Raw genomic sequence first — 25,971 nt, 5'->3', positions numbered from 1 at the left:
CACACCCCCAACACCACGGAATACCAACGAAAAACCCACCTCAAAACCCAGACCCCACCAAAGTGTCACGAGTCAGGTCCGACAACGACCACAACGGATACAAGGACGGCGGCGAGCTGCGCCGGTGCTTCACACGCCAAGGGCAGGCGACCTCCTGCGACGCCGAGCATGCCTCAGAGGAGTTCTACGACGCACCCGAGGAGGTCGACTGCGGCAAGAAGTACGAGGACTTCTCCGGACGCCCCGTCGACCACAGTATTCGAGTGACCCGACAGACCAGAGACCACCGGATCGTCTGCAGGGCGGAGGTGCAGGTGAGCACCGACAGGCTGACCGCCTCAGTCCGTGACCTTGAGAACGCCACTCTCCCCATCAAGCAGAACTGACCATACGTTCACCAACCGAACAGCGCGGCCGGACGATCCAGGCACCTGAGACCAAAGGCCCAACGAGGCGCCTCCCCACCCCGGAGAGGAACCCCCGAGAAGCGACCTCAAGAGAACATAAGTATTCGCCCGCAGATACAGTTTCTCCTAGATTCTCTCCGTATGGCCGCCTCTCATCAATAGTATTCGCTCGAGCGGCCGAAATATGCTGTGCCCGCACTCTTCCCATATCGGTTTTTGACATCACACCGAAGCCCATATCTCGGCGCCGCTATTCTCGCGCCATGAGCCACTCGAAACTCTCCCCCGCGCGTCGAATCGCCGCCGCCCTTCTTCCCATCACCGCCCTGTCCCTGGCCGCCTGCGGCAGCCTGCCCTTCGCCTCCCAGGACGCATCCCCCACCACAGAGACGAGCGCCGCCGCCCCTTCATCCACCCCCTCTCCCACTCCATCTCCGTCCGCATCGGCCTCCGCCACCGACAGTGCCACCGATATGGCGTCAGCCACCGCCTCGGAGGACCCCTCCGCCTCGGCTGAGGCCACCACCAACGGGCTCACCCCCGAGAACAGCAAGGGACGCGAGCTCAGGCTCTCCGACTTCCAGAAGCCGCCGGTGACGAGTGGCTGGCAGGAGAAGCGCTACGACGTCGCCTCCATCACCAACACCATGGGCATCGGCACCAAGCTCGACTGGCAGAACGACGACGAGATCGAGCTGCGCCTGGCCAACAAGTTCCAGAAGGTCACCTTCACCGCCGGCCAGGCCAATGACTCCCAGAGCTCAGACCTCATCGTGAGGGTCGCGATCTTCGCCGACGGCAAGGAGATCGAGACAGTCGACGTCCCCTTCAACGACGCCCACGCCTTCGAGGTCAAGGCCGCGAACGTCAACGCCCTGAAGATCACCTTCAAGGCTCTCGACCAGAAGCAGGAGATGCCGCAGATCGATGACAGCACTATCGGCGTCATCCTCAACGTCAAGGCCGAGTGACAGGTCGGCAGGCCGCCGTCACCGGCGCGCCTGCCGACAAGGACGACAAGGCCTACAAGGCTAGGATCTGGTCGCCGAGCTCGGACCATGTCTGCCGGTGAACCGCCCCGAAGGGCCGGGCCCCCAGGAAGACGGCCTGGCGCTCGGCGACCGGATCCACCCAGATGAAGGAGCCCGACTGGCCGAAGTGCCCAAAGGTCTGCTCGCTGTTACCGGCCCCGGTCCAGTGCGGGGACTTGGCTCCGCGCACCTCCACCCCCAGCCCGAAGGGGTTGGGGGTCTGTCGTCCGTACCCGGGTAGGACGCCGTCGAGGCCGGGCAGGACCGGCGTGCGGGCGCGCTGCGCGAGCGCGGGCGAGACGAGCCTGGGCGCGGCCAGCTCGCGGGCGAACAGGGACAGGTCACGGGCGCTGCCCTCCCCGGAGTGGGCGGGGGATCCGGGGATGAGGACACTGGCCATCCCCAGGGGCTCGAGCACGGTGGTCTCCACCCAGGTCTCCAGGGGCGTGCCCGTGGCCTCCTCGAGGCGCTCTCCCAGGATCTCGATGCCGCGGTTGGAGTAGATGCGGCGCGTGCCCGGGGCCGCCAGGCGCTCGTCGGAGTCGATCGCGATCCCCGAGGAGTGGGACAGCAGGTTCTCGATGGTCGCACCGTCGGGTGCGGGCGAGCCGGCGGGGGCCTGCAGATCCAGCAGTCCCCGATCGACGGCGACCAGGGCCGCCCAGGCGACGATCGGCTTGGTCACCGAGGCGAAGGGGAAGACCTCATCGACATCTCCAGCCTCGAGGAGCACGCCCTCACCGGCGGCGGAGCTGCCGGTCACGACGAGGGCGGTCGGGAAGGGGAAGGCGGCCAGCGCCGGCAGGGCAGGGGCCGGCACCTGAGGGGTATCCGGGTTGGTCATCGCTCCTCCTCACCTGGATCGGCACTCGACGCGGCCGGCCGAGAGCCCTCGCGACCGTACCTTACGCCCGGCGGCCGACCCCCACCTCCGTCTGCGAACCGTAGGGCACCGCCGCGAGAGCCGGCCGCCCGGAGCCACCCGGATCGGCCCACAGCCGGCCCGGAGCACTCCGGCCACGACCCGGCGCGCCGTGAGTGGGCGAAACCTGCCGGCTCGCGAGAGGATCGGGGCGATGCCCTTCTACCACCGCCCACCCGCCGACCGCGGCCCGCTGCGCCCCCACTCCCCCATGGCCCCCGGCCAGGCGGCCGCCACTCCCACACCCGCAGAGCTGGCCGAGGCAACCGGGGTCGGCTACGCCGTCGTCGACCTGGAGACCACCGGCCTGTCCCCCACGACGGACTCGATCCTGGAGGTCGCGCTCGTGCTCACCGACGCCGCCGGGCACGTCGAGCGCAGTTGGTCCACGCTCATCGACCCCGGCGTGGGCGTGGACGTGGGCCCCACTCACATCCACGGTCTTGTCGCCGAGGAGCTCATCGGGGCGCCCGGCTTCGATGAGGTCGCCGACCTGCTGGTGGCCGACCTGGCCGGGCGGGCGGTGGTGGCCCACAACGCCCGCTTCGACGTCGGATTCCTCACCCAGGCGCTGGGGACGCGGGGGCTGCTCGACCGGGGCGCGCGGGTGCCGCGGGTGTGCACGATGGAGTGGGCGCGCCATTTCATGACGACGCCATCGCGCCGACTGACCACCTGCTGCGAGGTGGCCGGGGTGGAGATCGGCCGCCACCACAACGCGCTCGACGACGCCCTGGCCGCTGCCGGCCTGCTGCGCCACTACCTGGCGGTGGGGGCTCAGCGGGGCGAGGAGCCGGTGGCCTGGGCCCGCTCGCTCGTTGAGGCTCGCCGGTTCACCGGCTGGCACTGGGACGAGGCAAAGGCGAGGAACGGCATCGAGCGTCTCACGGCGCGCACCACGCCCGGCGCTGAGCGAGCCCGTCCCGAGCCCGAGTCCTCGGGACCGACCCGCCCTGGATCAGGGCCACCGGGCCGGGTGTCGCCGCTCCGTTCCTGATCGGGGACTTACTTCTCCCACGAGGACTGCGTTCTCCTCCAGACGACTGGGGTACGGCCTCAGTCGTCTGGAGGAGAAGTACGTTCTGGGCGGGAAACGCAGTCCCCGATTGAGCCGACCACGCCCCGGCCGGCTGCTCCACATCGCACGGGGCGTCCCGCCCCGGGGCTGTCCGCAAGGGCGCAGCCCCACGGTTCGGGGCGCCCCACGCCTCATCGACTGGCACCCGCCCTCGCGCAGTAGGTCACGACGACGGCGCCCTCAAGGGACCGCGCAGCGCCCCACGCCTCCTGGCGAGGCAGCTCAGGCCTCCGCGGCGTCCTCGCCCAGGGAGACGAGGAACCCGTCGTCGTCCACGGCCACCCCGGAGACGGCGGTCACCAGGACGGTGGCGAGCTCCTCGACCAGGTCCCGGGCGGTCTGCCGCTCGCGGCGCCGGGAGCGGGAGACCACTTCGGCGTAGGCGTCGGCCTGGTCCTGCGGGATCCAGCGCAGGTCGTAGGACAGGACCGCCCCGCGCGCCCACGGCTCGCCGCGCACCGCCAGGGGCAGCCCGTCGGTGGCGCCGGCACGCACCTCGATGCGCCCCCAGCCCTCGTGCTCGGGGTCGACCGGGGTGACGACCGCGTAGCCGTCACGCACCTCCTCAATGACATTGCCGGTGGCGGCGGCGACGATCTCCTGGCGCATCGTGTCCTGGCGGACCTTCTCCGAGCCGCGCCAGGCCTTCTCGAAGACGTCCGGGCCGATGCGCTCGACGAGGCTCTCCAGCTGCTCGGGGTCGATGGCGTCCAGCCCGACGGCGCCCCGCGGCTGAACAGCCTCCAGCGCGGCGCTCACCTCGGGGGCCACGGGCTGCAGGACGGCCACCAGGTCCTCCGGGCCGAGCCACACCGGGGCGTAGACGGTCAGGGAGGCCGAGACCTCCGGGCTGGGCTCGACCAACACCGGGTCCTCGTTGTCCCCTCCCGGAATGAGCCGCAGGGCCCCGGCCAGGCGTCGGGCGATGGCGCGCAGGCGGGTGAGGGCCACCAGCTCGGCCCCCGTGGGCTGGGCGTGGGGGAAGGCGTCGGAGAGCGGGTCCAGGCCGGCGAGCTCGGCCGGCAGGGCGCCAGCACGGATACGGGGGCAGTCCAGGATCATCAGCTGTGTGGTCCACTCCGGCGCACCCAGGAGGCGGCGCATCTCGGCGTCGACCTTCCAGGGCCCCAGCAGGGAGACCCCGGGAAAGAGCTGGAGGCTGGAGACCCCCACCCAGCCGGACTGGATGTCCTGGGACAGGGCCAGGGCCTCAACCTCGTCGGGGGCGACGTCATCAGCCAGGAGCAGGACGTGGTTGGTGTCCAGCAGCCCGACCGGCAGCATGGAGGCGGCGGTGAAGGTGCCGGTGTCGGTGGGCAGGGAGACGGCGAAGTCGGTCGAGTCGCTCATAGGTGCTTCTCCTGGGAGATGGGAGCGGCGCCGTCGGCGGGGGCCGCCGGGGTGTCGGGGATGCGGGTGCGGTGGAAGGACTGGTGGGAGCGGGAGGCCGTCGGTCCGCGCTGGCCCTGGTAGCGCGAGCCGGTGGCGCCCGAGCCGTAGGGGGCCTGGGCCGGGCTGGACAGGCGGAAGAAGCACAGCTGCCCCACCTTCATCCCCGGCCAGAGCTTGATGGGCATGGTGGCCGTGTTGGACAGTTCCAGGGTGACGTGCCCGGTGAAGCCGGGGTCGATGAATCCGGCGGTGGAGTGGGTCAGCAGCCCCAGGCGCCCCAGGCTCGACTTGCCCTCCAGACGGGCGGCGACGTCGTCGGGCAGGGTGATGCGCTCGTAGGTGGCGCCCAGGACGAACTCCCCGGGGTGCAGGACGAAGGGCTCGTCGGCCCCGACGTCGACGAGGTGGGTCAGCCCCTCCTGGTCGGCGGCCGGGTCGATGACCGGGTAGCGGTGGTTGTCGAAGAGACGGAACCAGCGGTCCAGGCGCACATCGATGGAGGCCGGCTGAATCATCTCGGGGTCGTAGGGGTCGAGGACGACCCGTCCGGCGTCGAGCTCGGTGCGGATATCGCGGTCTGAGAGCAGCACGGGCCCGATTGTGCCAGGTCCACCCGGAGGCGTCACACGGATTCCGGCCCCGGGGATCCGGGAGGCCCGGAGCGCACCTCAGCTGCTCAGCGGCACGCCGGAGGCGTCAACACCCCACGGCGCCTCGCCGGGGCGGGCCACCAGGATGAGGATGCCCTCGATGAAGGCCCAGATGGCGATCGGAAGAGCCAGGATCCCGCAGCTCAAGAGCGTGCCCAGGAGCTGGAAGAGAGCCTTGCCCGTGTAGCCCAGGTAGAAGTTGTGGATCCCGAGGGTGCCGAGGAACAGCGCCAGGATGCCTGCGGCCACCTTGGACTTGCTCGGGTAACCGGGAGGACCGTAAGCGGGAACGGGGCCATAGCCGGGAGGAGCACTGTAGCCAGGGGGCGCGTTGTATCCGGGCTGGGGCCCGTAAGCGCCTTGCGGGTCATACCCCGGCTGGGCGCCGGGAGCGTAGGGGCCGCCGTAGGGCGGGTACCCACCTGACGGGTAGTCCGTGGGGGCGGGCCCCGCGGGCAGCGCCGGCACGTCCGGCCAAGGGCTCGCCGTGAGCCCAGTCGGATCAGTGGGCTCGTGAGGGTTGGAGGGATCGGTCATGCGCTCATCACACCTATGAAGACGTCAGGGAATCCGTTGGCGAGTGTAGTGGGTGAAGGCGTCGCCGACGCGGTTCGCGAGGCCCCTGCGCAGGCCGATTTGCGTAGACGGCCGGAGTCTGGGTTAGACTTCCGCACGCACCTGGGACGCACGTCCACTGGTGCCACGCGGGTGTAGTTCAATGGTAGAACTTCAGCTTCCCAAGCTGACAGCGCGGGTTCGATTCCCGTCACCCGCTCCAGCCCGAGGGCCCGGACCATCACGGTTCGGGCCCTCGTTGTTGCGCGGCCAGGCTCGGCGCCTGAGGTGGACTCGGGGTGGCAGCCTGTGGGGCCGGGGGCATTCGACGCCGTCGGGACAGGGCCGCACGTTCCAGGGCCGCACGGTCGGGGACATTTCTGTACGGCCAGGTGCGTGTCCGTCCGAACGGGGACAGTCGACGCCGTCGGGGACAGGATTCCCGTCCCCGCACGCGCAACATGTCCCCGCCCGGAAGAGAATGTCCCCGGCCGCGCGGGGTGGCCCCGCCGGAGGACACCACCCCCTTGACACGGCCTCCCCACTAACTCGCCACCCCGTGGACGGCAAACCGGCTCATCCCTAGACTTTCTGCATGCCAGATCATGAGTATTCGGTGCGCGTGGAGTGGACCGGCAACCTGGGTACGGGCACATCCGGATACCGCGACTACTCGCGCGACCACGATGTCCGGGGAATCACCGCCGACCTGCCGGTGATCCACGGATCGGCGGATCCAGCATTCCGAGGGGACGCTCGCAGATGGAACCCGGAACAGCTCCTGCTCGCCTCGCTCTCACAGTGCCACATGCTGTGGTACCTCCACTTCGCGGCAGACGCGGGCGTCACCGTCACCGGCTACTCGGATACCCCTACCGGCATCATGGCCGAGCACCCGGGCGGTACCGGGGAGTTCACGTCAGTCACCCTTCGCCCCACAGTGACCATTGCTCCCGGCAATGATCCTGAGAGTGCCGCCACGCTGCACGACCGCGCCGCCGAGTACTGCTTCATTGCTCGATCGGTGAGCTTCCCGGTTCACCACGAAGTCATCATCATGACCGAGCACTAGGAGACGAGGCCCTTCGCCTCGCTGTTCTTCACCTGCGCCTTTCGGGGCAGCGTCGGCCGACGCCGTCGGGACAGGGCCGCACGTTCGGGGACATTTCTGTACGGCCGGGTGCGTGTCCTTCCGAACGGGGACAGTCGACGCCGTCGGGGACAGGATTCCCGTCCCCGCACGCGCAACATGTCCCCGCCCGGAAGAGAAAGTCCCCGGCCACGCGGAGTGGCCCCGCCAGGGTCAGGACAGGACGGCCTGCAGGTTCACCTGGGCGCTGCCCAGGATGCCGGCCGGGTCGCCTCCGGCCAGCCCGGGCAGCTCGTTGTCGAAGGTGGCGATGACGTCCGAGGTGCCGGAGGCGGCGGGCACGGGCTGGGAGTACTCGACGCCGGCCAGGAAGGCCACCTGGTCGGCGTGCTTGCCCTTCCAGGTCTCGCCGGCGGACTTGCCTGCGGGGACCGTGCCCGCCGCACCGGCCAGGGCCACCTGCCGCTCGGCAGCGGTGAGGTACTCCACGAGCTTGATGGCGTCGGCCTTGTGCTTGGAGGCCTCCACGACTCCGTAGAAGGTGGGGAACTGCAGGGTCCCCTTGCCGCCGCTGCCGGCCGGCAGCTCGACCACCTTGTAGGAGATGCCCGAGTAGGTGTCCGCCAGGGTCTTGGTCAGGGCCTCGGTCTCGATCACCATGGCGGCCTGCCCCTGGCCGAAGGCGTCGGCGGCGGATCCGGCGGGCAGGTCGGCGCCCCAGCCGGCCGACCCGGAGGACAGGAGCGTCTTGACCTGGGTCAGGCCCGCCACCGAGCCCTCCGAGGAGGCTGTGGCCTTCGTGCCGTCGGCGCTGGTCAGTCCCCCACCGCCCTGGACGAGGAAGGCGCCCACGCGCGTGTAGGAGGCATCGAGGGTCAGGCCGACGACCCCGCTGGAGGTGAGCTTGGCGGCCACCTGGTCGAGCTGCTCCCAGGTGGTCGGGTAGTCCGAGTCGCTCAGGCCCGCGGCCGACCACAGCGAGGTGTTGACGTACAGGGCGAGCGTGGAGACGTCTCGAGGCGCCGCGGCGATCTTCTCCTGCCGGGTGGCACTGGTCAGCAGCGCGGGGTTCGCGTCCTTGACGGCGGCCGCCCCCTTGTCCCAGGAGTGCAGGGCACCGGCGTAGCTGGACAGCTGGGCCGGGTCGAGGACGACGACGTCGATGCTCGGCTCGGCCGTGATCCCGCGAGCCAGCTCCTGGGAGACGTCGGAGACGGGCTTGACGTCCACCTCCACCTTGGTCTCCTTGGTGAATGCCTCCACCGCCTTGGACAGCGCCTCCGCGGCGGCCTCGCCCGCGTCGGGGACGATGAGCGCCATCTTGCCCTCCTCGGTGGCCTCGTCCTTCGACTTCGACGAGCAGGCGGCGAGGGTGGCCGCGGCGGCCAGCCCCAGAGAGGTCAGGGCGAACGTCCTGCGGGTGAGCATCATGTGTTCTCCTTGAGGGAATCCCGGAGTGCCCGGGAGCGGGATGAGCCCGGGGCCGCGACGGCGCCTGTGGGCTCGCGATGAGCGACGTCGGGCGGGGACGGCGGGAGGGCACTGCGGGCCCCGCGTCGCCAGGAGGAAGCGTAGGCCATGTGGGCGGCGGGCTCGGACTCGAGCCCGCCGCCCTCACCTCACAGGAGATCGCGCAGGGCCAGCACGACGACGCCGGTGGCCACCGCATCCACGAGGAACCAGCTGCCCAGCCACACCCCGGCGGGAACCCGGGTCAGATGGGCCAGAGTGCGGTGGTCCTGGCTCGGGTCGCGCGAGGCGGCGACGTCGCGCAGGGAGTCCCAGGCCCCCACCAGCAGGGCCAGCCCGGTCCCGGCGACGACGCCGTCGCGCCACTGCCCGCCCCACCACCACAGGGCCCCGGTCAAAGCGGCCACGAGCAGGACCAGCAGGACCGTGCGCACGGAGCGGGACATGACCAGCAGGACCGCCAGGAGGACCAGACCCAGCAGCAGGACCGCGCTCGCCCAGCCCTTGAGGGCCAGGAGCACGACGACGGCGCCGAGGACGGCGGGGGCGGGGTAGCCGGCCCAGGAGGTGGCCACCCGGCCGGGGCCGGTGGGCTTGCCGGCGGTGACGGCGTGCCCGGACAGGTCCCGGCTCACCACGAATCCGAGGAAGCGCCGTCCTACCATGAGGCCGACGGCGGCGTGCCCGGCCTCGTGGACGATCGTCACCAGGGTGCGCCCCCAGCGGCGGGCCGGGGCCCAGGCCAGGACGATGAGGAGGATCGCCAGCGCCGGCCACAGCACGCCGGGATCCAGGCCGACGACGCTCGAGGCGCGGGCCAGCAGGTCGTTCCAGGTGTCAGTCCAGCTCAAGTTCACGAGCGGAAGTCTGCCAGGCCCGCCCGCGTGCACGGCAGGCCGTGGCTCACGCTGTCAGCCGACCGCGCTGTGACGAAGCGAACCGGGGGCCTCGGCTCCCTCCAGGGGCTCGGTGGCGCGGGGCTGGGCAATGGTCGGCACCGCGTGGGCGGGCTGGCGGGCCCCCACCGCCCGCAGCACGAAGGCGTCCAGGCTCTCCAGGTAGGCCCGCCGCTGCTCCGGATCCGAGGGGGTCGGGCGCCCGCCCATGACGGTGGCGTGGATGAGGGGGATGACCTGCTCGGGCTCCTGGGCGGGGATGAGCCCCTGGTCCATGGCGTCGGTGAGGATCGAGGAGAGCATCTGGGCCACGAGGGCCCCGTGGGCCTTGAGGCGGCCGGCGGTCCCGCGCGAGACGGCTCCGGACAGGGGCCCCGAGGTCGGGAAGTGGAAGTGCCGGGCGATGAGGGCCTGCTGGCGCACGTAGATGCGCAGGCGGTCGATCGGGTCCTGGGTGCCGGCCAGCGCCCGGGAGAGCTCCTCGGCGTAGCGGCCGGCCTCGTGCTCCATGAAGGCCAGGAGGAGGTCCTCCTTGTCCGCGAAGTGGTTGTAGACGGCCGTGCGCCCCACGCCCGCGTGGTTGGCGACGTCGGACAGGGTGATCTTGTCGAAGCTGCGCTGGCTCATGAGCTCGGACAGCGCCTGGAACAGGGCGGTGCGCGTACGCTCTCGATGCTCGGCCAGTGAGGAACCCAGAATCTTCGGCATGAGGCAACCCTAACTTACGAGATGACGCGGACGATAGAAGTGTCAGAAACTGGGACGGGCCGGAGCCGTGGGACTGCTGACGTCCTCGGGCCCGCGGCCCCGGGGAGGGCCGCCCGCCTGCGCCCCGCCGTCGGCGCCCCGGGGACCATCAGCGTCTCAGGGCGTCCACGAGCGCGTCGATGATCGGCAGGTCCGCCTCCAGCCACGGTAGCCGGCGCAGCTGATCCGGCGGATCGAGGCGCACCCACTCCAGGCGTTGGTGGTCGCCTCCGGCCCTGCCCCGCTCCCCGAGGTGGGCGGGCTCGGCCAGCCACACCCGCATCCTGAAGCCGTGCATGGCCGGCCAGGCCGGGACGTCGTCGCCGGGACCGCTGTTCGGTGGCGCCGCAACCGCCAGCTGTCGGGGGACGATGAGCTCGGGCCCCAGGCGAACACCCAGACCGATCTCCTCGTCCAGCTCGCGGGCCAGGGCCTGCTCGGGGCGCTCGGCGGGTTCGACCTTGCCCCCGGGCAGCTCGAACTGGCCGGCGTGCTCCGGCGGGTAGGAACGGGCCGCGCACAGCAGGGTGGTCGGATGCTCCAGGTCGTCCAGGACCGCGGCCGCCACGACGAGGCGGGAGGCCCGCCCCGTATCGGAGTCGCTCACCAGGGCTTTCCCCCTCCTTCGCCGCCACCGGACTCCTCAGTGGTTCCCGGGCTGCCGTTGTTGCGGTCCCGCAGGCGCTTGGCCCGGTCATCGACCGGGGTCGGGGTCGGCTTGGTGCTCGGGGTGCTGGAGGAGGTCTCACCCGGCGAGCTCGACGACGACGGGCTCGCGCTCGGGTCGTTGCTGGGCTGGGAGGAGGCGCTCGAGCTCGGGTCACTGCTGGGCGTGGCCGAGGGGTTCGAGCTCGGGTCGCTGCTGGGCTGAGAGGAGGGGTTCGAGCTCGGATCGCTGCTGGGCGTGGCCGAGGGGTTCGGGCTCGGGGAGGGATTCTGCTCGGGCGGGGGCGGCACCTCGCAGGCATCGGCCGCCTTCTTGGCCGCCTCGATGTGCTCAGTGACCGCCGTGGAGCTCCCGCTCTCCTGGGCCTGGGCCGCCAGGGTGAGGTGGGCGACGTACAGGTTGGTGCGCACCATGCACTCCGGGGAGCCGGCCTCCTTCACCTTGGTCTCCGGGTCGACCTTGGCCTTGGGCGCCTCGCTGAGAGCCTGGTTGAGGGTCGTCACCGCGGAGGTCGGATCCTTCGCGGCGAGCTGACCGGTGCCCAGGTTGAAGTGGACGCGCCACTGCTCCAGCCACGGATTGATCCTGGCGACCGTGCGGTAGCGCGACAGGGCCGTGTCGTAGTGGCCCGCTGCCGCGGCGCGGTTTCCGGCCAGGGAGATGAGGAAGATCGAGCCGAGCCACAGGGAGGTGATGGTGACCAGAGCCGCGGGCACCCCGCCGATCGCCAGGAGTCGACGACGCCGCTTGAGGCGGGCCTCGCGCCGCCTGGGGTCCTCGGGGGCCGGGGACGAGGCGTCGTCCTTCGGGTCCGCGTTCTGCAGGTAGTCGACCTCCTGCTCCGAGGGGGCAGCGGCTGCCCCTGGCGCACCCGGGGCATTCTGTGCACCGTCGGCAGCACCGGGCTGCGTCTCGCCGTCACCCTGCCCGGGGACCTCGCCGGGAATGTGTCCTGTCGTCATCATCGTCCCCTTCCCATGAGAAGACGCAGGCGACGGTCGGCTCGCATGAGGTCGAGGATCTCCCACAGCAGCAGACCGAAGGCGATGAGTCCCAGTGGCCAGGTCAGGTACACCCGGGCGTTGGTCTTGGCCCGCCCGTCGGAGGTGACGGCCTCGATGTCGAGGTTGGTGAACTTGCTCGTCGGGTCATCACCCGAGCCGCCGGTGCGGTGGTAGTAGGGCAGCCCCAGGTCCTTGGCCACCTTCTGGAGCTCCTCGGCGTCGATCTTCGACACCCCGGGCTGCCCGCCCTGGCCGTCGGTGATGTAGTCGGACTGGGTGTGCTCGCCGGTGGACGGCGAGCCGTCGTAGCTGCGCATCTTGCCGCCCTCGGTCGAGCCGTAGCCCAGCACTGCTCCGCCGTCGACGAGACCGGCCAGGGACTGCCAGGAGATGCCGGCGTTGTCGGCCGTCTGAGCGCCGCGGCCCTCGTCGGTGGCCTCGCCGTCGGAGAAGATGTAGACGAGGCGGATGTCCTTGGGCTCGGACTGGCGGGACTGCGCCAGCGTCTGCCCCAGCACCGGGAGCGCCACCTCCAGCGAGGAGCCGGTGGCGTGGCTTGAGACCTCCTGCTTGAAGGAGCCGATCCAGGCATCGACGGCGTTGGTGTCGTGAGTCAGCGGCAGCTCCCTGGCCGCGGCGTTGTCCAGGGCGATGATGGAGAAGCGCGAGTCCGGGAAGGCCTCGCGGATGGCCCGCATGTCGGCGCGCACGCCGTCGAGCCTGGTGGAGGCCGACTGGTCGACGCCGTCGGGCCCCTTGCCCTGGTAGTCCTCCGCGGCCATGGATCCGGTGCGGTCCACCACCATGTAGATCTCCACGTTGGAGACGCTGATGGCCTCGCTGCCGCGGATCGCCGGCCCCGCCAGCGCCAGCACGATGACGACGACGATGGCCAGGCGCCTCCACCAGGCCCGGCGGGCGGCCGGCTCGGCATCGTCACGGACCAGGCGGCGTCGGGCCACGATGAGCAGCCCCGTTAGGGCGGCCGCCACGAGCAGGACGAGGATCCACCAGGTGACTGGGATGAACGCGAAGTCCCCGATGATCGGAACCGGCTTCATGCTCGCCTCCAGGTGGTCAGTCCCAGGTAGCCCAGAAGCACCAGTGAGAGCGTGATGACGAGCCGCTGGGGGACGTCGGTGCGACGGGTCTGCTTGCGGCCCCCGAGCGCGGAGACCTCGGTCTTCTCCAGCTCCTTGACGATCTGGCCCCCGGTGCCGGAGTCCTCGACGTCGTAGAAGCGCCCCTTGCCCTGCTCCTCGGTGACGGTCTTGAGCTCCTCGCGGGACTCCTCGGGAGTCTTGTCGAGCAGGTCCTGGTAGGGCTGGTCCTCGTCGGCGCCGTAGATGGAGAACAGGCGGATCTTGCGCTCGGCCAGGAGCTTGGCGGCGTCGGGCAGGGGGTAGATCTGCTCGTTGTCGGGGTCGATGACCTGGTTGTCGGTGGCCAGGATGATGGAGCGGGAGCGCTCCAGGCCCTGGTTGTCGAAGGCCTGGGCGCAGGAGGCGAGCCCGTCGCCGGCCAGGGAGGAGCCGTTGATGCTGGTGTTCACCGTGCCGCCGAAGGCCTCCTGGTAGGCGAGCTGCTGCTTGTAGGTGACGTTCTCCGGGTCGATGTCCAGCACGTCGCCCAGCTCGCTGAGCTGGTCACGCAGCAGCTCGTAGTCGTCCGTGAGCGGCACGATGGTCTGCGCGGCCGAGTTCCAGGCCACGATCCCCACCCGCTCGCCGTCGAAGTCCTCCAGGATCTCGGAGAAGGTCGTCAGGACCGAGGAGTCGATCCTGACCATCGACGTCGACACGTCCAGGCACAGGACGATGTCTCGGTTGGCCAGGGCGTCGGAGCGCTCGGTGACGCGCACGGGTCGACCGGCGATGGCGGCGGCGCTCACCAGGCCCGAGACCAGCAGGACCGCCAGGAGCGCGTGCAGCCAGCGCTGAGCCCGGATGCGCTTGCGCACCGCCGGCAGCTGGAACAGGCTCGCCGAGTTGGCCAGACGGCGGGGCAGCTCGACGACCTGCTCGCTCCCCCGCCGGCTCCAGGACAGCCCGGAGCGCTTGGGCGCCCCGGTGGAGGGGCCCAGGCCGGAGCGGCGGTCGATGATGAACACCGCGATGATCGCCGCGGCGGCGATGACGACAAGAACAATGAACAACCAGAGCATCACCATCGGGTGACCACCTCCCTGGCGTGGGTAAGGGCCTCCTGCGCGGCGGCCTGCGGCTCACGGTCGAAGGAGGGCTGCTCCCACACGGCCAGCAGCTCTCCGACGTGCCCCAGCGGGTTGATGTCCAGGGGACGGCCCGCTGCGCGCACGCTGCGCCGGCGCTCCTCCACCGAGCTCGGCCCGGCGGTCGCGGCCATGTCGAGGATCTCCGAGACCGTGGCGGTGGTGATCTCCTCCCCGCTGCGGGCCTCGGCGAAGCCGCGCAGCAGCGCGGCCAGCTCCAGGTGCAGCTCGCGCAGGTCCAGATCACCGGTGTCCCAGCGCTGGGAGATCTCATCGAGACGCTCACCCCACTGGCGGCGCTCACGGGGCGCCATGGGGATGTCTCCGACCTCCTGGGAGATGTCGCGGCGGGTCACCAGGAAGGTCCGCAGCAGCCAGGCGGTCACCAGCAGGAGGCCGACGACCATGACGATGACCATCCAAATCGGCATGAGGACCGGGGGCATGATCTGCATGGGTCACCGCCTCCCTCTGGCCACGGCGGCGCGCTCACGCTGGAGGAGCTCGGCGATGGAGTCGATGAGCGTCTCCTCGGAGGAGACGACGCCGTACTCCAGGTGCCGGGCGTCGAGCACCTGCTCGACGCTGGTGCGCCACTGCTCGCGCACCACGGCCGCCTGAGCGGCCAGGTAGGAGTCCGCGCGCAGGAAGGCGGGGATCTCGAAGGGCAGGTCGATGTCCCGCCCGCGGCCGCCGTCCGGGCGCAGCGGGTCGTCGTCCTCGATCTGGACGACGATCATCTCGTGCTGGATCGACAGGCGCCGCAGCCAGGTCGCGGCGTCGGGGCCGGGGTGGGCGGTGTCGGTGATGAGGATGACCAGGCTGCGGCGGCGGTGCCAGGTGCTCACCCGCTCCATGAGGCGCGGCAGGCTAGAGGGAGGGGCCCCGGGGGCCAGCTCGAAGACGCCGGGCGCCCCCTCAACGGGAGCGTCGAGGTCCTCGTAGGTGCGGGCCAGCAGCGCCAGCAGGGTCTCCACGTGCTTGGCCCCGGAACGGGCCGGGCGCGAGATCATCCGGCCGGCGTCGCCGGCCACGAGCGCCACCGAGTCCCCCCGCATCCGGGCCAGGTAGGCGAAGACCTCCGCCACTCCCAGGGCCAGGTCGCGCTTGTCCTCGCCCGAGGGGGTCATCGCCGCCATGGTCCGGCCCGTGTCCACGGCCAGCACCATGGGCATCATGGACTCGCGCTGGTAGCGCTTGATGACCGGCTGCCCCAGGCGGGCCGAGGACTTCCAGTCGATGTCGGAGATGTCGTCGCCGGGCCGGTAGAAGGACATGTCGTCGAAGTCCTGCCCGCGTCCGACGAACACCGACTTGTGGCGCCCGTCGAGCAGCCCCGTGGCGCGGCGCAGGGTCGGCAGGCTCAGAGCCGCGCGCAGACGCTCGATCCGCGAACCGCGCCGGCCCTCGCCGGAATCGGACTCGGGCGCCCCGGGAGCGCCGTGTACCTCCGTGCTCATCGCTGTGCTGGTCCCCACCGGGCTCAGGGCGTGGGGACGGCCGCGAAGATGGCGTCGATGATCGCCTCGGGCGCGACTCCGTCGGCCAGGGCGTCATAGGTGAGCACCAGCCGGTGGCGCAGCACCCCGTGACGCAGCAGGCGGACGTCGTCGGGGATGACGTAGGTGCGCCCCTCCTGGAGGGCGACGGCCTGGGCCACCTTCATGAGCGCGATGCCTCCACGGGGGGAGGCCCCCACGCGCACCTGGCGGTCCAGGCCGGGCACGGGCCGCGGTCCTCCGCCGCGGGAGGTGTTGATGAGGGCGACGATGTACTGCTTGATGACGGGATCGACGTAGACCCGCTCGGCGGCCCGCTGCAGCCACTCGACGTCGTCGGTGGAGATGGGCCGACCGGTCACGGGCTGGTCGAAGGTCCCGTTGGAGATGCGGTCCAGGACGTCGGCCTCCTCGGAGGGCCGCGGGTAGGTGAGCACCTCCTTCATGAGGAAGCGGTCCATCTGCGCCTCGGGCAGGACGTAGGTGCCCTCCTCCTCAATGGGGTTCTGGGTGGCCAGGACCATGAAGGGGTGGGGCAGGGGGTAGACGACGCCGCCGATGGAGGTCTGGCGCTCCTGCATGGCCTCGAGCATGGCCGACTGGGTCTTGGCGCTGGAGCGGTTGATCTCGTCGAGCAGGACGATGTTGGCGTGGACCGGCCCCAGCTGGGTGGTCATCTCGCCGGTGGAGGAGTTGAGGATCTGGGTGCCCACGATGTCGTTGGGCATGAGGTCGGGCGTGCACTGGATACGCCGGAAGGAGCCGGAGACCGCCGAGGCCAGCGTCTGGGCGGCGGTGGTCTTGGCCAGGCCCGGCACCGACTCCAGCAGGATGTGCCCACTGGACATGAGAGCGGTCACCAGGGCCCTGCGCAGCTGCTCCTGACCGACGACGCGCTGGGAGAAGATGTTGGCCACGGACTTGAGCAGCTCGCCGGCGCGCTCCACGTCGGCATCCCCGGCGCCTCGACGGCTGGAGGCGGCCCGGGCCTCGCGGCGCAGCGTCTCACGGGAGGGCAGGGGGCCGGTGTCGACCTTCTCCTCGGCCGGCGCCGCCGGCCCGGAGGGGTAGCCGGGAACCGTCATCCTGGATGACGCGGTCGGCACGGAGCCGGCCCCGGCGGTCTGCGGGTCGATCTGAGGAGGGACCGAGGGCGGCTGCTGCGCCGAGGCCGCAGTCCCCTGCCCGGCGGAGGAACCGACGGGCTGACCGGCCGCTCGGGCCGCCGGCTGCCCGGCCGGCTGGCCGCTCGACTGACCGTACTGCTGGCCACTGCCCCAGCCACCCGGCTGACTGCCGGGTTGGGCGCGGTGCTCGGGCTGCATGCTCATGGTTCTCCTCGCTCAGTTCTGGCTTGATTCCTCGCGCCACGTGCTCGCGCCTGGATAGGCGACGCATTGGCAGGCTATACGAGCCGGGGCCACCTGTGGCGCGAGCGACGGGGAAGTCCTCCCCACAGCGCCGGTAGGCCTCCACTTTTCACCGGATTCACGCCACTTTGAAGGAAATGTGAGACGAGTCGTCACGGGGTGGCCGCCCCGGGATCAGAGCTGGCCGAGGTTCACCCGGCTCCCGGCCAGGCTCAGCCGGAGCCCGTCATTGGTGACGATGGCGCTGGTCGGACGCAGCCCCGACGGCAGGGACTTCGCGGGGATCGTGATCTGCGGGGAGTCCAGCCCGACATAGCTGAGCATGCTGTCCTGCCCCGTGCCGACGTCGACGCCGAGGGTGTTCCCGCTCACCCGGGTGGAAGTGATGGTCAGGATCAGGCTGCCGTCGGCACCCAGCGACGGGGCGATCTCGGCCTCACCACGCAGACCGAGCACGGACATCGAGGCCTGGATGACCCCCGGATCCTGGGCGCTCGTCCCGGTGCGCTTGGCCTGAAGGGTGATGCCCTTGAGCTTGGGGTGCGATGCGGCGGCGAGCGTGGCCACCTGCTGCCAGCTGACGGTGCCCGACGCCGCCACCGTGTCGGTCTGATAGGGCTTGTGCAGGCTGATGTGGCTCAGATCGACGTCGACGTCGCTGAGCGTGACCGAGGCGTTGCTCTGCCCCTTGGAGGTGATCGTCAGGCTCGGGGAGTCCACGCTCAGACTGTCCAGTGAGCCGCCGACGACCTGACTCAGAACGATTCCCCTGGTGGCGATCCGGGCGTCCGGGCTGAGCCCCGGCAGGGCCGAGCGCACGGCGGAGTCGACCTGCCCGCGCACGAGGTACTCCGCCCCGACAGCCCCGGCGCTCAGGATGACGACGAGCACCACCAGGACCGCCACCCACCGTCGAGCGCGACGTCGGCCGGCAGGGCGGGGAAGGTCATCCTCGAAGAACTCCTCCTGCGAGAGGTCGTCCTCCTCGGGATCGTCCGCCAGGACCTCATCGAGGAGGGCCCGATCGGAGAGCTCCTCCTGGGTCACGTCCTCGCGCGCCCGAGGCGAGTCCGCGTCACTGTGGTGACTCATCGCTCCTCGCGTCACGTCATCGCCTCGGCGCCGACGGCGAGCTCTGGGCCACCGGGGCGGTGCTCACTGAGCGCTCGGCCGTCTGGTCGGCGGGGGCCTGGTTGGCGGCCCACTCCTCGTCAAGCATGTAGAGGTCCTCGGCGGTGACCATGAGAGTGGACACGGCGTGCTCCACCAGGGCGGTACGCCGGTTGGAGGCGGCTCCGGCCACCCGGCCGCCGCGCAGCCCGCGCACCCCCACCCGGTCGAGCTTCTCGCAGACGTTGTCGAGCTTGCGGTTGAACTTGGTCAGCGGCCAGCCCAGGCGCGCCGCGGCCGCCGCGGAGGAGGGGATCTCGGCGGCCCCGGTCCCGGCCCGTTTGAGCACCGGCTCGGACAGCGCCAGGACGAGCAGCAGCTGGGAGCGGGTCATCGGAGTCACCCCGATGGTGGTCTGGCCGGAGGACTGGCGCACGCCGTCGATCCCGGAGAAACGGTCCTCCCCGGAGGTGATGAGGTTGATCTCGTAGGTGGTGGGGCCTGCGGAGAAGGTGAGGATGACCCGTGGGAAGACCAGCGGCATACGGGCGCCCGGGGCCAGCCGGGACTGGACCAGCCCCTCGCCGTCGGTCAGGGTGGCCGACAACCGCGAGCCCTCGTTGGCGATCCACCAGAGGTTCTCAGAGTGGGCGAAGACCAGGAAACGGCGGTGGAGGTAGGGGTTGTCGTCGATATCGAGGTCTCCGCCTCGGCCGATGACGAAGGTGTCGGCCGGAGCGACCCGGTGAATCTCTCCGGAGAAGTCCAGGACGAGCTCGTCGGGCTGCTCAGGATCGACCTCCGGCATCTCCGTCCACGTCAGGTCGCTCATGAATTCTCCTTCCACGGTCCCGGCTCATGATCGGCCGGGTCCAGTCTCGCTGAGATGCCGGAACCGCACCGGCCAAGCACAACCACTCGGACAGTGACCTCAGCCACTACGAGGCCTCAGCCACGACGGCGGATCGATACGGAGCGTCACTCCGTCACCAACATCCATGAGGTCCCCCATGAAGACCGGCGTCGGCATTCCCGATCCCAGCAGGACCGGCGTCGCACCGGGGCGAGCCAGGACGGTGCCGTTGGACGAGCCCAGGTCCTGAGCCAGGACGCTCCACCCCGAGGTCGTGAGCATGAGGTGGGAGCGCGAGACCATGTGCTGCGGGCTGGCCACCGGGACCAGGGCCACGATGTGCGGATCACCCCCGGCCTGCACCTGGGGGGCGCGTCCGATGACGACGTCGCCGGCGACCTCGACGGCGGCGCCGGTCGACAGGGTCAGCGTGGCCAGAGCCGGCCGGCGCACGTAGGAGAACACTCCCGTCAGGGGCTGGGCGCAGATCAGGCACTCCCGGAGCTCGGGAGGATTGGGGTGCCCCTGGGGGCAGATCGAGGCCCGCACGGGGGGCGCCGCGATCAGCGCCGCCTCGGAGGCGGAGACGACTTCCGTGTTGGGCAGGGCCTCCAAGGGCTGGGGCTCCCGAACGGGCTGGGGCTGCTTGCTCTTGGAGTTGTCCGGCGCCGTGGGGGTGTTGGCCGTCGGGCTGCCGCCCGAGCTCGCCGAGGGGGCGGTGGGGGCCCGGTGGGCGCCGCGGCGCCGACGCCCCGAGCCGGGCTCCGGCTCGGGGTAGTCCGGGAACGGGCTCACATCACCGGTCTCCAGGCCCTCTGCAGCGGCCTCAGTGGTCTGCGAGAGCTGCTGCGGCGGCTCGACGGGGTCGTCGGGGTCCTCCCAGACGCCCGTCTCCAGCAGCTCGGGAGCCGAGTCCGTGGAGCTGTCGGATGCGGCAGGAGTCGCAGCCTCGGCGGAGGAAGGGGCCTGGGCGGGGGAAGCGACCTGGGTAGGAGAATCGGCCGCGGCGGGAGAAGGCACCTCCAGGGGCGCCGGCTCCTGCTCCAGCTCCGGCTCCGGGGCAGCCTCCTGGGGCGAGCCGGAGATCGGGGAGATCGGGGTGATCGGTCTGAGCAGCGTGGTCTCGTCACTGGGCTCGGCCGGGACGATCCCGCTGGGCTCCGGCGCCATGGACCGCAGGTCCGAGCGCCGCAGCGCTGCGGCCCGCGAGGGCGCGGCGTCCTGGGGGGAGGGCTCGCTCAGGGCCGCGGGGGCCGCGGGGGCCGCCGGCCCCACCGTCGGCAGGTAGGTGCCACCCAGGGCCTGCAAGACCCGCAGGCCCGTCTCCACGGAGACGCCGCCGGCCTGCGAGCCGGCAGCCGGGTTGATGACGGCGGTCCCGTCAACGCCGTCGACCCGCAGAGCACCGTCCGACAGGCGCGTCAGCCCCTCGGGCAGCGGAATCCGCTCGCGTGGCAGGGATGGGGAGGGAACCGGGGAGATCGTCACTGCGCCCCCTGACTGCTCGCGCCACCGGGGCGGGACGGGTGCGCCGTCGGCGGAAGATCCGGCACCTGGAGGGCGTCGACGACGACGGCGGTGGTGTTGTCATGCCCCCCGCCCTCCAGGGAGGCGGCCACGAGGAGCTCGGCCGTGCGCTGCGCCGTGCACCCGGCCGCCAGCACGGTGGCGATGGCCTCGTCGTCGAGCTCGTCACTGAGTCCGTCGGAGCAGATGAGGAGTCGGTCCCCGGCGGCCACCGGAACGCTGTAGAGGTCCGGGACGCCGGAGTCGGCGATGCCACCGCCCAGCGCCCGGGTGACGATGTTGCGGCGGGAGTCGCGGCGCGCCTGCTCGGGGGTGAGCTCGCCGGTCTCGATGAGAATCTGGACCCGGGAGTGGTCGCGGGTGACCTGGGAGAGCATGTCACCGCGCAGCAGGTAGACCCGGGCGTCCCCGATGTTGAAGATGACCCAGGTGGGACGCGTCACCCCCTGCTCGTCCGGAATCCAGGTCAGGATGACGCCGGCGATCGTCGCGCCGGGCAGGTAGGCGGCGTGGGACGGAATGGCGATGATCGCCTCCTGCGCGGCCACCACCGCGCGAACCACCGTGTCGATGTCAGTGATGGTCGCCCCGGCCAATGAGTACAGGGAGTCGAGGGCCACCTGTGTGGCCATGCGGCCGGCGGCGTGCCCGCCCATGCCGTCGACGACGACGAAGGCCGGAGCGATGGCGAGGTAGCCGTCCTCGTTGATCGTCCGCAGGCGCCCCACGTCAGTGGCCGCACCGACAACGACCTCCGAGGCCCTGATGCCGTCCTCACCGCGGATCACGATGGCATCGGCATCAGCACGAACGTGCTCGGTCATCGGCTCCCTTTCACTTGCGTCGCGTGCACTCCCCTAGTAAACCCCAGCACCCCGTCCGGAACCACCGCGCCACCGCCCTGATTCCACCATGTGGGAGCCCACACCCGGTCGGAGGCCGGCGGCGCCGGCTCCCGCTGCACCCGCCGAACGGGCCTGCCTCACCGCCGCCATCGGCGACGATCCGCCGTCGTCGGACACTGACGGGCTGCGGCCGTGACCCGTCAGGCAGTCGGATTCACGGTGTCCTCAGGTAGTCTTCCAACGTGGCCGGCTGACCGACCCCAATGCCGCCGAGGTGGTACTGCGTTCCCTGACTCGGTATCACGGGCGGCCCGACACCCGACCCGCGACGGCCCCAGGTGCCGGTCACAACCTGGACCGACGTCGTTTTCCCGACCCTCGAAGGACCCAGCATGTCTCAGGCCAAGGACGAGCTTGTCGCGCGAGCGCAGGATCCCAATGCAGAGTTGGAGACCCTCCACCAGCTGGCGCAGAACTACCCCGGCCTGCGCCCCTACATCGCCGCCAACCCACGCACCTATCCCGCCCTCCTGGAGTGGCTGGGAACCCTGGGTGACCCCGCGGTCGACGCAGCCCTGGCCTCTCGCAACAGCCAGCCCCAGTCAGTGCCGTCGGCGCAGTCGGCGCAGTCATCGCCACAGCTGGCGGTGGTCTCGCCCCCCGGCGCCCAGCACAGCGCCCCGTCGGCCAGGTCCTCCGAGGCCCCCACGCAGGTGACCCTGCCCCGTTCGCTCCAGCCCGGCAGCGCGGTCTCCGGCGCCTCTGCGATCTCCGCCACCAGCTCGAGGAGCGCCGCGAGCGCACCGAGCGCCTTCAACGCTGCCGGCGCGAACACGCAGGTTGACGGCTTCCAGGCCGCGGGTGACCCGACTGTCTCGGTGCCCACGTCCCACCCCGCCCAGGCAATGGCCTCCCAGTCACCGGCCCGGCCGGTTCAGCCCGCCCTGCAGCAGACCTTCCAGCAGTCCGCGAACGTCTCTCAGGCGCAGAGCCCGGTCATTCCGGCTCCCGTGCAGCAGGCCCCCGCAGTGGCCGGCGACGACGGCGTCTTCGGCGTCGGCACCGAGGACGACGACTCCGAGGCCCCGTCCTCCTTCCTGACCTCCAACCGCATCCTGCTCATCCTGGCGCTCCTGGTGGCCACCGTCCTGGTCTTCCTGGCGACCTGGTACCTCTCCGGGGGCAGTGACAAGGGCTCGGCCGCCGACTCGGGCACCGAGGCCCCGGCCGACTCCGGCCAGGCCGCGGCTCAAGACGGCTCCTCCCCGGCCGCCCAGTCCGCCTCCCCCTCGGCCTCGGCCACCCCGAGTGCCTCGGCGACCCCCACGCTCAAGGCGCCGGCACCCGCCAACGCTCAGGAGCTGTCCGCCTTCGACGCCCCCAGCGGCAACATCAGCTGCACCCTGAATGACAACAACCTCACCTGCGTCATCAACGAGCACGCCTCGACCGCTTCCTGCCCGTCCTCGAAGCCGCTGACGGTCACGATCGGCACGGACGGGAAGTCCAGCCAGAGCTGCGGGTCCACCTTCTCCACCAAGGGCGTCAGCCTCAGCTACGGCTCCGCCGCCAAGAACTCCACCTTCGCCTGTGAGTCGGCAGACTCCGGCATGCAGTGCTGGAGCCAGGTCACCGGTCAGGGCTTCATCCTCAGCCGCGAGAGCGTGACCCCCACCACCCACCGCAGCAACTGATCCGTTTCACCCGAGGTCGGAGCCCCGCCCGCCGGGGCTCCGACCCGTCCTATTCCTCTGAACTTCCTCTGAACTTCCTCTGAGCCGCAACTTCCAGCAGCGCACGACGTCCGATATGGCCACCTCCTACCGAACGATCCTCATTCACCCCGGCGCCCGCTCCTTCACGAGCGCCGGGCTCATCGCCCGTTTCCCCATGTCCATGGTGGGGATCTCCACGATCCTGGCGGTCGAGGAGCTCTACGGCTCCTACACGGCCGCGGGCCTGGTCAGCGCCGCGAACTTCGTGGCCATGGCCATCGGGGCGCCGATCCTGGCCCGCTGCGTCGACCGCTACGGCCAGTCGCGGGTCATGCTGCCCGCGGTGCTCGTGTCGTCCTTGAGCCTGGTGGGGCTGGCCGGCGCCGCCGCCGTGCACGCGCACCTGGGGATCCTGGCCGCCCTGTCAGCCCTGGCCGGTGGGCTGGCCGGTTCCATGGGCTCACTGGTGCGGGCGCGCTGGACGGCGATGCTCACCCGCCCCGAGGAGGTTCACGCAGCCTTCTCCCTGGAGGCGGCCCTGGACGAGGTGGCCTTCATTCTCGGGCCGGTGCTGGCCACGGCCCTGTGCACGACGCCGTTCCTGCCGGTGATCTCGGGCTGGGTGTGCTGTGTGGTGATGCAGCTGGTCGGGGGGCTGTGGTTCCTCGGCCAGCGCGCCACTGAGCCCGCGCCGCACCCGACTCGGCCGCGGCGCACCGCTGAGGCCGCCGAGCAGTCGGATCAGGCCGCGGCGCACCCACCGGTGATGCGCTACGGCGCGATGGTGTCCATCGCCATCGTCTTCCTCATCCTGGGGGCCCTGTTCGGGGCCAACGACGTCGCCGCGGTCGCCTTCGCCACCGAGGCCGGGCACAAGTCGGCCTCGGGTCTGGTCCTGGCGGTGTGGGGCGTGGGCTCCTTCGGCGCGGCCCTCCTCTACGGCTCGCGCACGTGGGGGTGGCCGCTGTGGAAGCAGCTCATGGCCGGACTGGTGGGGCTGGCGGTGGGGGCCTCGACCTTCGGTTTCGCACCGAGTCTGGTGGTGCTGTCCGTCCTGGCGCTCCTGACGGGGCTGGCCATCGCCCCCACCCTGACCAGCGGCAACAACATCGTGCAGGTGACGGTGGCCCCCTCCCAGCTGACCGAGGGCCTGGCCTGGGTGAGCACGGCCCTCAACATCGGGGTCTCGATCGGGTCCCTGCTGGCGGGGCAGGCCACCGACGCCGGTGGCTCGCGCGCCGGGTACCTGGCGGTGGCCGCCTTCGCCTGGGGCGCCGTCGTGGTTGGTGTCCTGGGGCTGCCCGCGCTCAGGCGAGCGCGGACCAGCGGCTCGCTGGGCGGTCACTGAGCGTCCTCGGCGGGAGACTCAGTTCCCAGCGTTCTTGGTGACTCTTCTACACTCAGCACGATGCCGATCGCAGGAAATCCACAACACGCCCCCCTTCCCTCCCAGTCGGGCACCGGCCCCACGGGGCACCCCGGCCGTGGGAGCGGGATGCCTGCCGCCCGACCTCCGCGGCTGGCGGCGGCCGCGCACGCCATCGCCTCATCGCCCGTCGTCGCCGCCTTGGGATGGCTGGCCCTGCTGGTGCCCGCCTACTGGTCCCTGGTGGATGAGCACGGCCAGTGGCTGTTCAAGCTGGATTCCTTCGTCTACTACGAGGCCGTCCGTCAGTGGCTCGACGGCGGGGACCTCTACAGCTGGTACGCCAACCCGGGCCAGCACCTGTGGCCCTTCACCTACACGCCCCTGGCGGCCTGGGTGATCTCGCCCCTGACCTGGATGTCGTACCAGCAGGCCACCGTGCTGCTGATCGTGGCCACGCCGCTGTGCGCCGCGGTGACCGCCTACGCGGTTCTCAGGAGGCTGGCCGTCGCGCCCAGAATGGCACGCGGCCTGGCGCCGTGGCTGGCGCTCATCGGGGTCATCGCCCTGGAGCCCTTCCCCAAGACCATGGAGTACGCGCAGGTCAACGCTATTCTCATGGCACTGGTGGCCGTGGACCTGTTCCTGGTTCCCGAGTGCTCGCGCTGGCGCGGGGCCCTCAGCGGCCTGGCCGCCGCGATCAAGCTGACGCCGGCGGTCGCGATCCTGGTGCTCCTGGCACGCCGGGAGTGGCGGGCGGCGGCCACTATGGCGGGCAGCGCCGTCGGACTGACGCTCCTGGCCGCCCTGGCGGCCCCCGCCGAGTCCTGGGAGTTCTTCACCTCGGCCATGTGGGATCCGGGGCGCGCCGGTTTCGCCGACTACTCGGGCAATCAGAACCTCAAGGGCGCGATCGCCCGGGGGTTGCCGGAGGCCGCCTGGAACCTCACCTGGGCGGTGTGCTCCCTGCTCGCCGTGGTGGCGGCCTGGTTCCTGTGCCGCCGGCTGGACCGGCTGCGGGGAGCCGGCGGCGCGGCCGGGGGTCCCGGGCGGGACGACGGCCTGATCCTGTCCCTCCAGATCAGCGTGGTCATGGTTCTCGGCCTGCTCATCTCCCCCATCTCCTGGTCGCACCACTGGGTGTGGTGCCTGCCCGTGCTCATGTCGGTGACGGCGGCGACCTGGCGCTGGCGCTCGACCGCGCTCGGCGTGGCCGGCGCCGCCGGGTTCCTCGTCTTCGTCATGGCGATGCAGTGGTGGTTCCCCGAGCAGAACCACGTGGAGCAGAACTGGCCCGCCTGGGCCAAGGCCGTCGGCTCGAGCTACACCTGGTGGGCCCTGGGCTGCGGGGCCGTCCTGTGGTGGGCGAGCGGCCGGCGGCTCAAGGCCCTGCACCACTGAGAGCCGCTGAGAAGCGCCGACAGGCGCTCGCGGTCGTACCTTATGCCGCGCCGTCGAGGGTTCAGGGTACTGTGCTGTCTCCTCACTTCTGAGACATTTGGGTGTCATGACATCTGAGACACTCACTCAGGCGGGAACCCGGGGCA

24 protein-coding genes, 1 tRNA gene and 1 pseudogene are annotated in these 25,971 nt (G+C 71.0%); 8 read left to right on the top strand and 18 right to left on the bottom strand.

Annotated elements, in window-relative coordinates; all coding sequences use genetic code 11:
• Positions 1 to 386: pseudogene (locus AB7V09_RS12770) on the top strand (hypothetical protein); the annotation flags it as partial.
• 284 nt (positions 387 to 670) lie between these two features.
• Complete coding sequence (locus tag AB7V09_RS12765) at positions 671 to 1,378, top strand: hypothetical protein (RefSeq protein ID WP_075414016.1); 708 nt, start codon at positions 671 to 673, stop codon at positions 1,376 to 1,378.
• Between the two features lie 52 nt (positions 1,379 to 1,430).
• On the opposite strand, the gene AB7V09_RS12760 is transcribed toward AB7V09_RS12765, so the two are convergent.
• Positions 1,431 to 2,282, bottom strand: a complete 852-nt coding sequence (locus tag AB7V09_RS12760) for a serine hydrolase domain-containing protein (RefSeq protein WP_419143984.1) — start codon at positions 2,280 to 2,282, stop codon at positions 1,431 to 1,433.
• Positions 2,283 to 2,514: 232 nt separating this feature from the next.
• Here AB7V09_RS12760 and AB7V09_RS12755 point away from each other — a divergent pair, with 232 nt between their 5' ends.
• Entirely contained in the window at positions 2,515 to 3,357 is an 843-nt protein-coding gene (locus AB7V09_RS12755; RefSeq protein WP_419143983.1) for an exonuclease domain-containing protein, read from the top strand.
• A 303-nt stretch (positions 3,358 to 3,660) separates the two neighbouring features.
• Here AB7V09_RS12755 and AB7V09_RS12750 read toward each other — a convergent pair whose 3' ends face one another.
• The 3 genes from AB7V09_RS12750 to AB7V09_RS12740 form a co-directional block, all read right to left on the bottom strand.
• Positions 3,661 to 4,788 (bottom strand): hypothetical protein, encoded by a 1,128-nt coding sequence (locus AB7V09_RS12750; protein WP_101558892.1) that lies wholly within the window; start codon positions 4,786 to 4,788, stop codon positions 3,661 to 3,663.
• On the bottom strand, positions 4,785 to 5,420 hold the full coding sequence (gene dcd, locus AB7V09_RS12745; protein WP_009406034.1) for a dCTP deaminase: 636 nt from the start codon (positions 5,418 to 5,420) through the stop codon (positions 4,785 to 4,787). The genes AB7V09_RS12750 and dcd overlap by 4 nt, the downstream gene beginning before the upstream one ends.
• 78 nt (positions 5,421 to 5,498) lie before the next feature.
• On the bottom strand, positions 5,499 to 6,017 hold the full coding sequence (locus tag AB7V09_RS12740; RefSeq protein WP_279014355.1) for a TM2 domain-containing protein: 519 nt from the start codon (positions 6,015 to 6,017) through the stop codon (positions 5,499 to 5,501).
• Positions 6,018 to 6,184: 167 nt separating this feature from the next.
• On the opposite strand from AB7V09_RS12740, the gene AB7V09_RS12735 reads away from it, so the two are divergent.
• A tRNA-Gly gene (locus AB7V09_RS12735) sits at positions 6,185 to 6,258 on the top strand.
• A 372-nt stretch (positions 6,259 to 6,630) separates the two neighbouring features.
• Entirely contained in the window at positions 6,631 to 7,107 is a 477-nt protein-coding gene (locus AB7V09_RS12730) for an OsmC family protein (protein ID WP_419143982.1), read from the top strand.
• A 231-nt stretch (positions 7,108 to 7,338) separates the two neighbouring features.
• Here the strand turns inward: AB7V09_RS12730 and AB7V09_RS12725 are convergent, their stop codons facing one another.
• From AB7V09_RS12725 to AB7V09_RS12660, 14 genes are all read right to left on the bottom strand, one after another.
• Complete coding sequence (locus tag AB7V09_RS12725; protein WP_419143981.1) at positions 7,339 to 8,556, bottom strand: sugar ABC transporter substrate-binding protein; 1,218 nt, start codon at positions 8,554 to 8,556, stop codon at positions 7,339 to 7,341.
• A gap of 188 nt (positions 8,557 to 8,744) precedes the next feature.
• A complete protein-coding gene (locus tag AB7V09_RS12720) occupies positions 8,745 to 9,452 on the bottom strand; it encodes a M50 family metallopeptidase (protein ID WP_419143980.1) in 708 nt (235 codons plus the stop codon).
• 54 nt (positions 9,453 to 9,506) lie between these two features.
• The gene (locus AB7V09_RS12715; protein ID WP_101558898.1) at positions 9,507 to 10,199 is read right to left on the bottom strand and encodes a TetR/AcrR family transcriptional regulator; all 693 of its coding nucleotides are present in this window, start codon (positions 10,197 to 10,199) and stop codon (positions 9,507 to 9,509) included.
• 148 nt (positions 10,200 to 10,347) lie between these two features.
• A complete protein-coding gene (locus AB7V09_RS12710) occupies positions 10,348 to 10,845 on the bottom strand; it encodes an NUDIX domain-containing protein (RefSeq protein WP_419143979.1) in 498 nt (165 codons plus the stop codon).
• Positions 10,842 to 11,867, bottom strand: a complete 1,026-nt coding sequence (locus AB7V09_RS12705) for a hypothetical protein (RefSeq protein WP_419143978.1) — start codon at positions 11,865 to 11,867, stop codon at positions 10,842 to 10,844. Before AB7V09_RS12705 ends, AB7V09_RS12710 begins: the two co-directional genes overlap by 4 nt.
• A complete protein-coding gene (locus AB7V09_RS12700; RefSeq protein WP_419143977.1) occupies positions 11,867 to 12,970 on the bottom strand; it encodes a VWA domain-containing protein in 1,104 nt (367 codons plus the stop codon). Before AB7V09_RS12700 ends, AB7V09_RS12705 begins: the two co-directional genes overlap by 1 nt.
• Positions 12,967 to 14,079, bottom strand: coding sequence for a VWA domain-containing protein (locus AB7V09_RS12695; RefSeq protein WP_271288835.1), 1,113 nt, complete (start codon positions 14,077 to 14,079; stop codon positions 12,967 to 12,969). The genes AB7V09_RS12700 and AB7V09_RS12695 overlap by 4 nt, the downstream gene beginning before the upstream one ends.
• Positions 14,073 to 14,594, bottom strand: coding sequence for an alpha-amylase (locus AB7V09_RS12690; RefSeq protein WP_419143976.1), 522 nt, complete (start codon positions 14,592 to 14,594; stop codon positions 14,073 to 14,075). The genes AB7V09_RS12695 and AB7V09_RS12690 overlap by 7 nt, the downstream gene beginning before the upstream one ends.
• Positions 14,595 to 14,597: 3 nt before the next feature.
• Positions 14,598 to 15,599: a DUF58 domain-containing protein gene (locus tag AB7V09_RS12685; protein WP_003787794.1), complete on the bottom strand. Its 1,002-nt coding sequence runs from the start codon at positions 15,597 to 15,599 to the stop codon at positions 14,598 to 14,600.
• Positions 15,600 to 15,622: 23 nt separating this feature from the next.
• Positions 15,623 to 16,969, bottom strand: coding sequence for an AAA family ATPase (locus AB7V09_RS12680; RefSeq protein ID WP_075375658.1), 1,347 nt, complete (start codon positions 16,967 to 16,969; stop codon positions 15,623 to 15,625).
• Positions 16,970 to 17,182: 213 nt separating this feature from the next.
• Positions 17,183 to 18,100: a DUF2993 domain-containing protein gene (locus tag AB7V09_RS12675; protein WP_419143975.1), complete on the bottom strand. Its 918-nt coding sequence runs from the start codon at positions 18,098 to 18,100 to the stop codon at positions 17,183 to 17,185.
• 16 nt (positions 18,101 to 18,116) lie between these two features.
• Complete coding sequence (locus AB7V09_RS12670) at positions 18,117 to 18,950, bottom strand: hypothetical protein (RefSeq protein ID WP_009405622.1); 834 nt, start codon at positions 18,948 to 18,950, stop codon at positions 18,117 to 18,119.
• A gap of 99 nt (positions 18,951 to 19,049) precedes the next feature.
• The gene (locus AB7V09_RS12665) at positions 19,050 to 20,459 is read right to left on the bottom strand and encodes a hypothetical protein (protein ID WP_419143974.1); all 1,410 of its coding nucleotides are present in this window, start codon (positions 20,457 to 20,459) and stop codon (positions 19,050 to 19,052) included.
• Complete coding sequence (locus AB7V09_RS12660) at positions 20,456 to 21,322, bottom strand: PP2C family protein-serine/threonine phosphatase (protein WP_009747650.1); 867 nt, start codon at positions 21,320 to 21,322, stop codon at positions 20,456 to 20,458. Before AB7V09_RS12660 ends, AB7V09_RS12665 begins: the two co-directional genes overlap by 4 nt.
• Positions 21,323 to 21,735: 413 nt before the next feature.
• Between AB7V09_RS12660 and AB7V09_RS12655 the strand changes: the two genes are divergently transcribed.
• The 3 genes from AB7V09_RS12655 to AB7V09_RS12645 all read left to right on the top strand — a co-directional run bounded on the left by AB7V09_RS12655 (position 21,736) and on the right by AB7V09_RS12645 (position 25,825).
• Positions 21,736 to 23,037 (top strand): hypothetical protein, encoded by a 1,302-nt coding sequence (locus tag AB7V09_RS12655; protein ID WP_419143973.1) that lies wholly within the window; start codon positions 21,736 to 21,738, stop codon positions 23,035 to 23,037.
• Between the two features lie 115 nt (positions 23,038 to 23,152).
• A complete protein-coding gene (locus AB7V09_RS12650) occupies positions 23,153 to 24,406 on the top strand; it encodes an MFS transporter (protein WP_419143972.1) in 1,254 nt (417 codons plus the stop codon).
• Between the two features lie 147 nt (positions 24,407 to 24,553).
• Positions 24,554 to 25,825 (top strand): glycosyltransferase 87 family protein, encoded by a 1,272-nt coding sequence (locus tag AB7V09_RS12645; RefSeq protein WP_419143971.1) that lies wholly within the window; start codon positions 24,554 to 24,556, stop codon positions 25,823 to 25,825.
• Positions 25,826 to 25,971 lie beyond the last annotated feature (146 nt).

Origin of the sequence: Actinomyces sp. SKVG-SVH-4(1), from assembly GCF_048514265.1 — a bacterium.
GTDB classification, from domain to species: Bacteria; Actinomycetota; Actinomycetes; order Actinomycetales; family Actinomycetaceae; genus Actinomyces; species Actinomyces oris.
The sequence above is the reverse complement of the archived record's forward strand: the minus strand, read 5'-3'. Positions and strand labels throughout refer to the sequence as shown.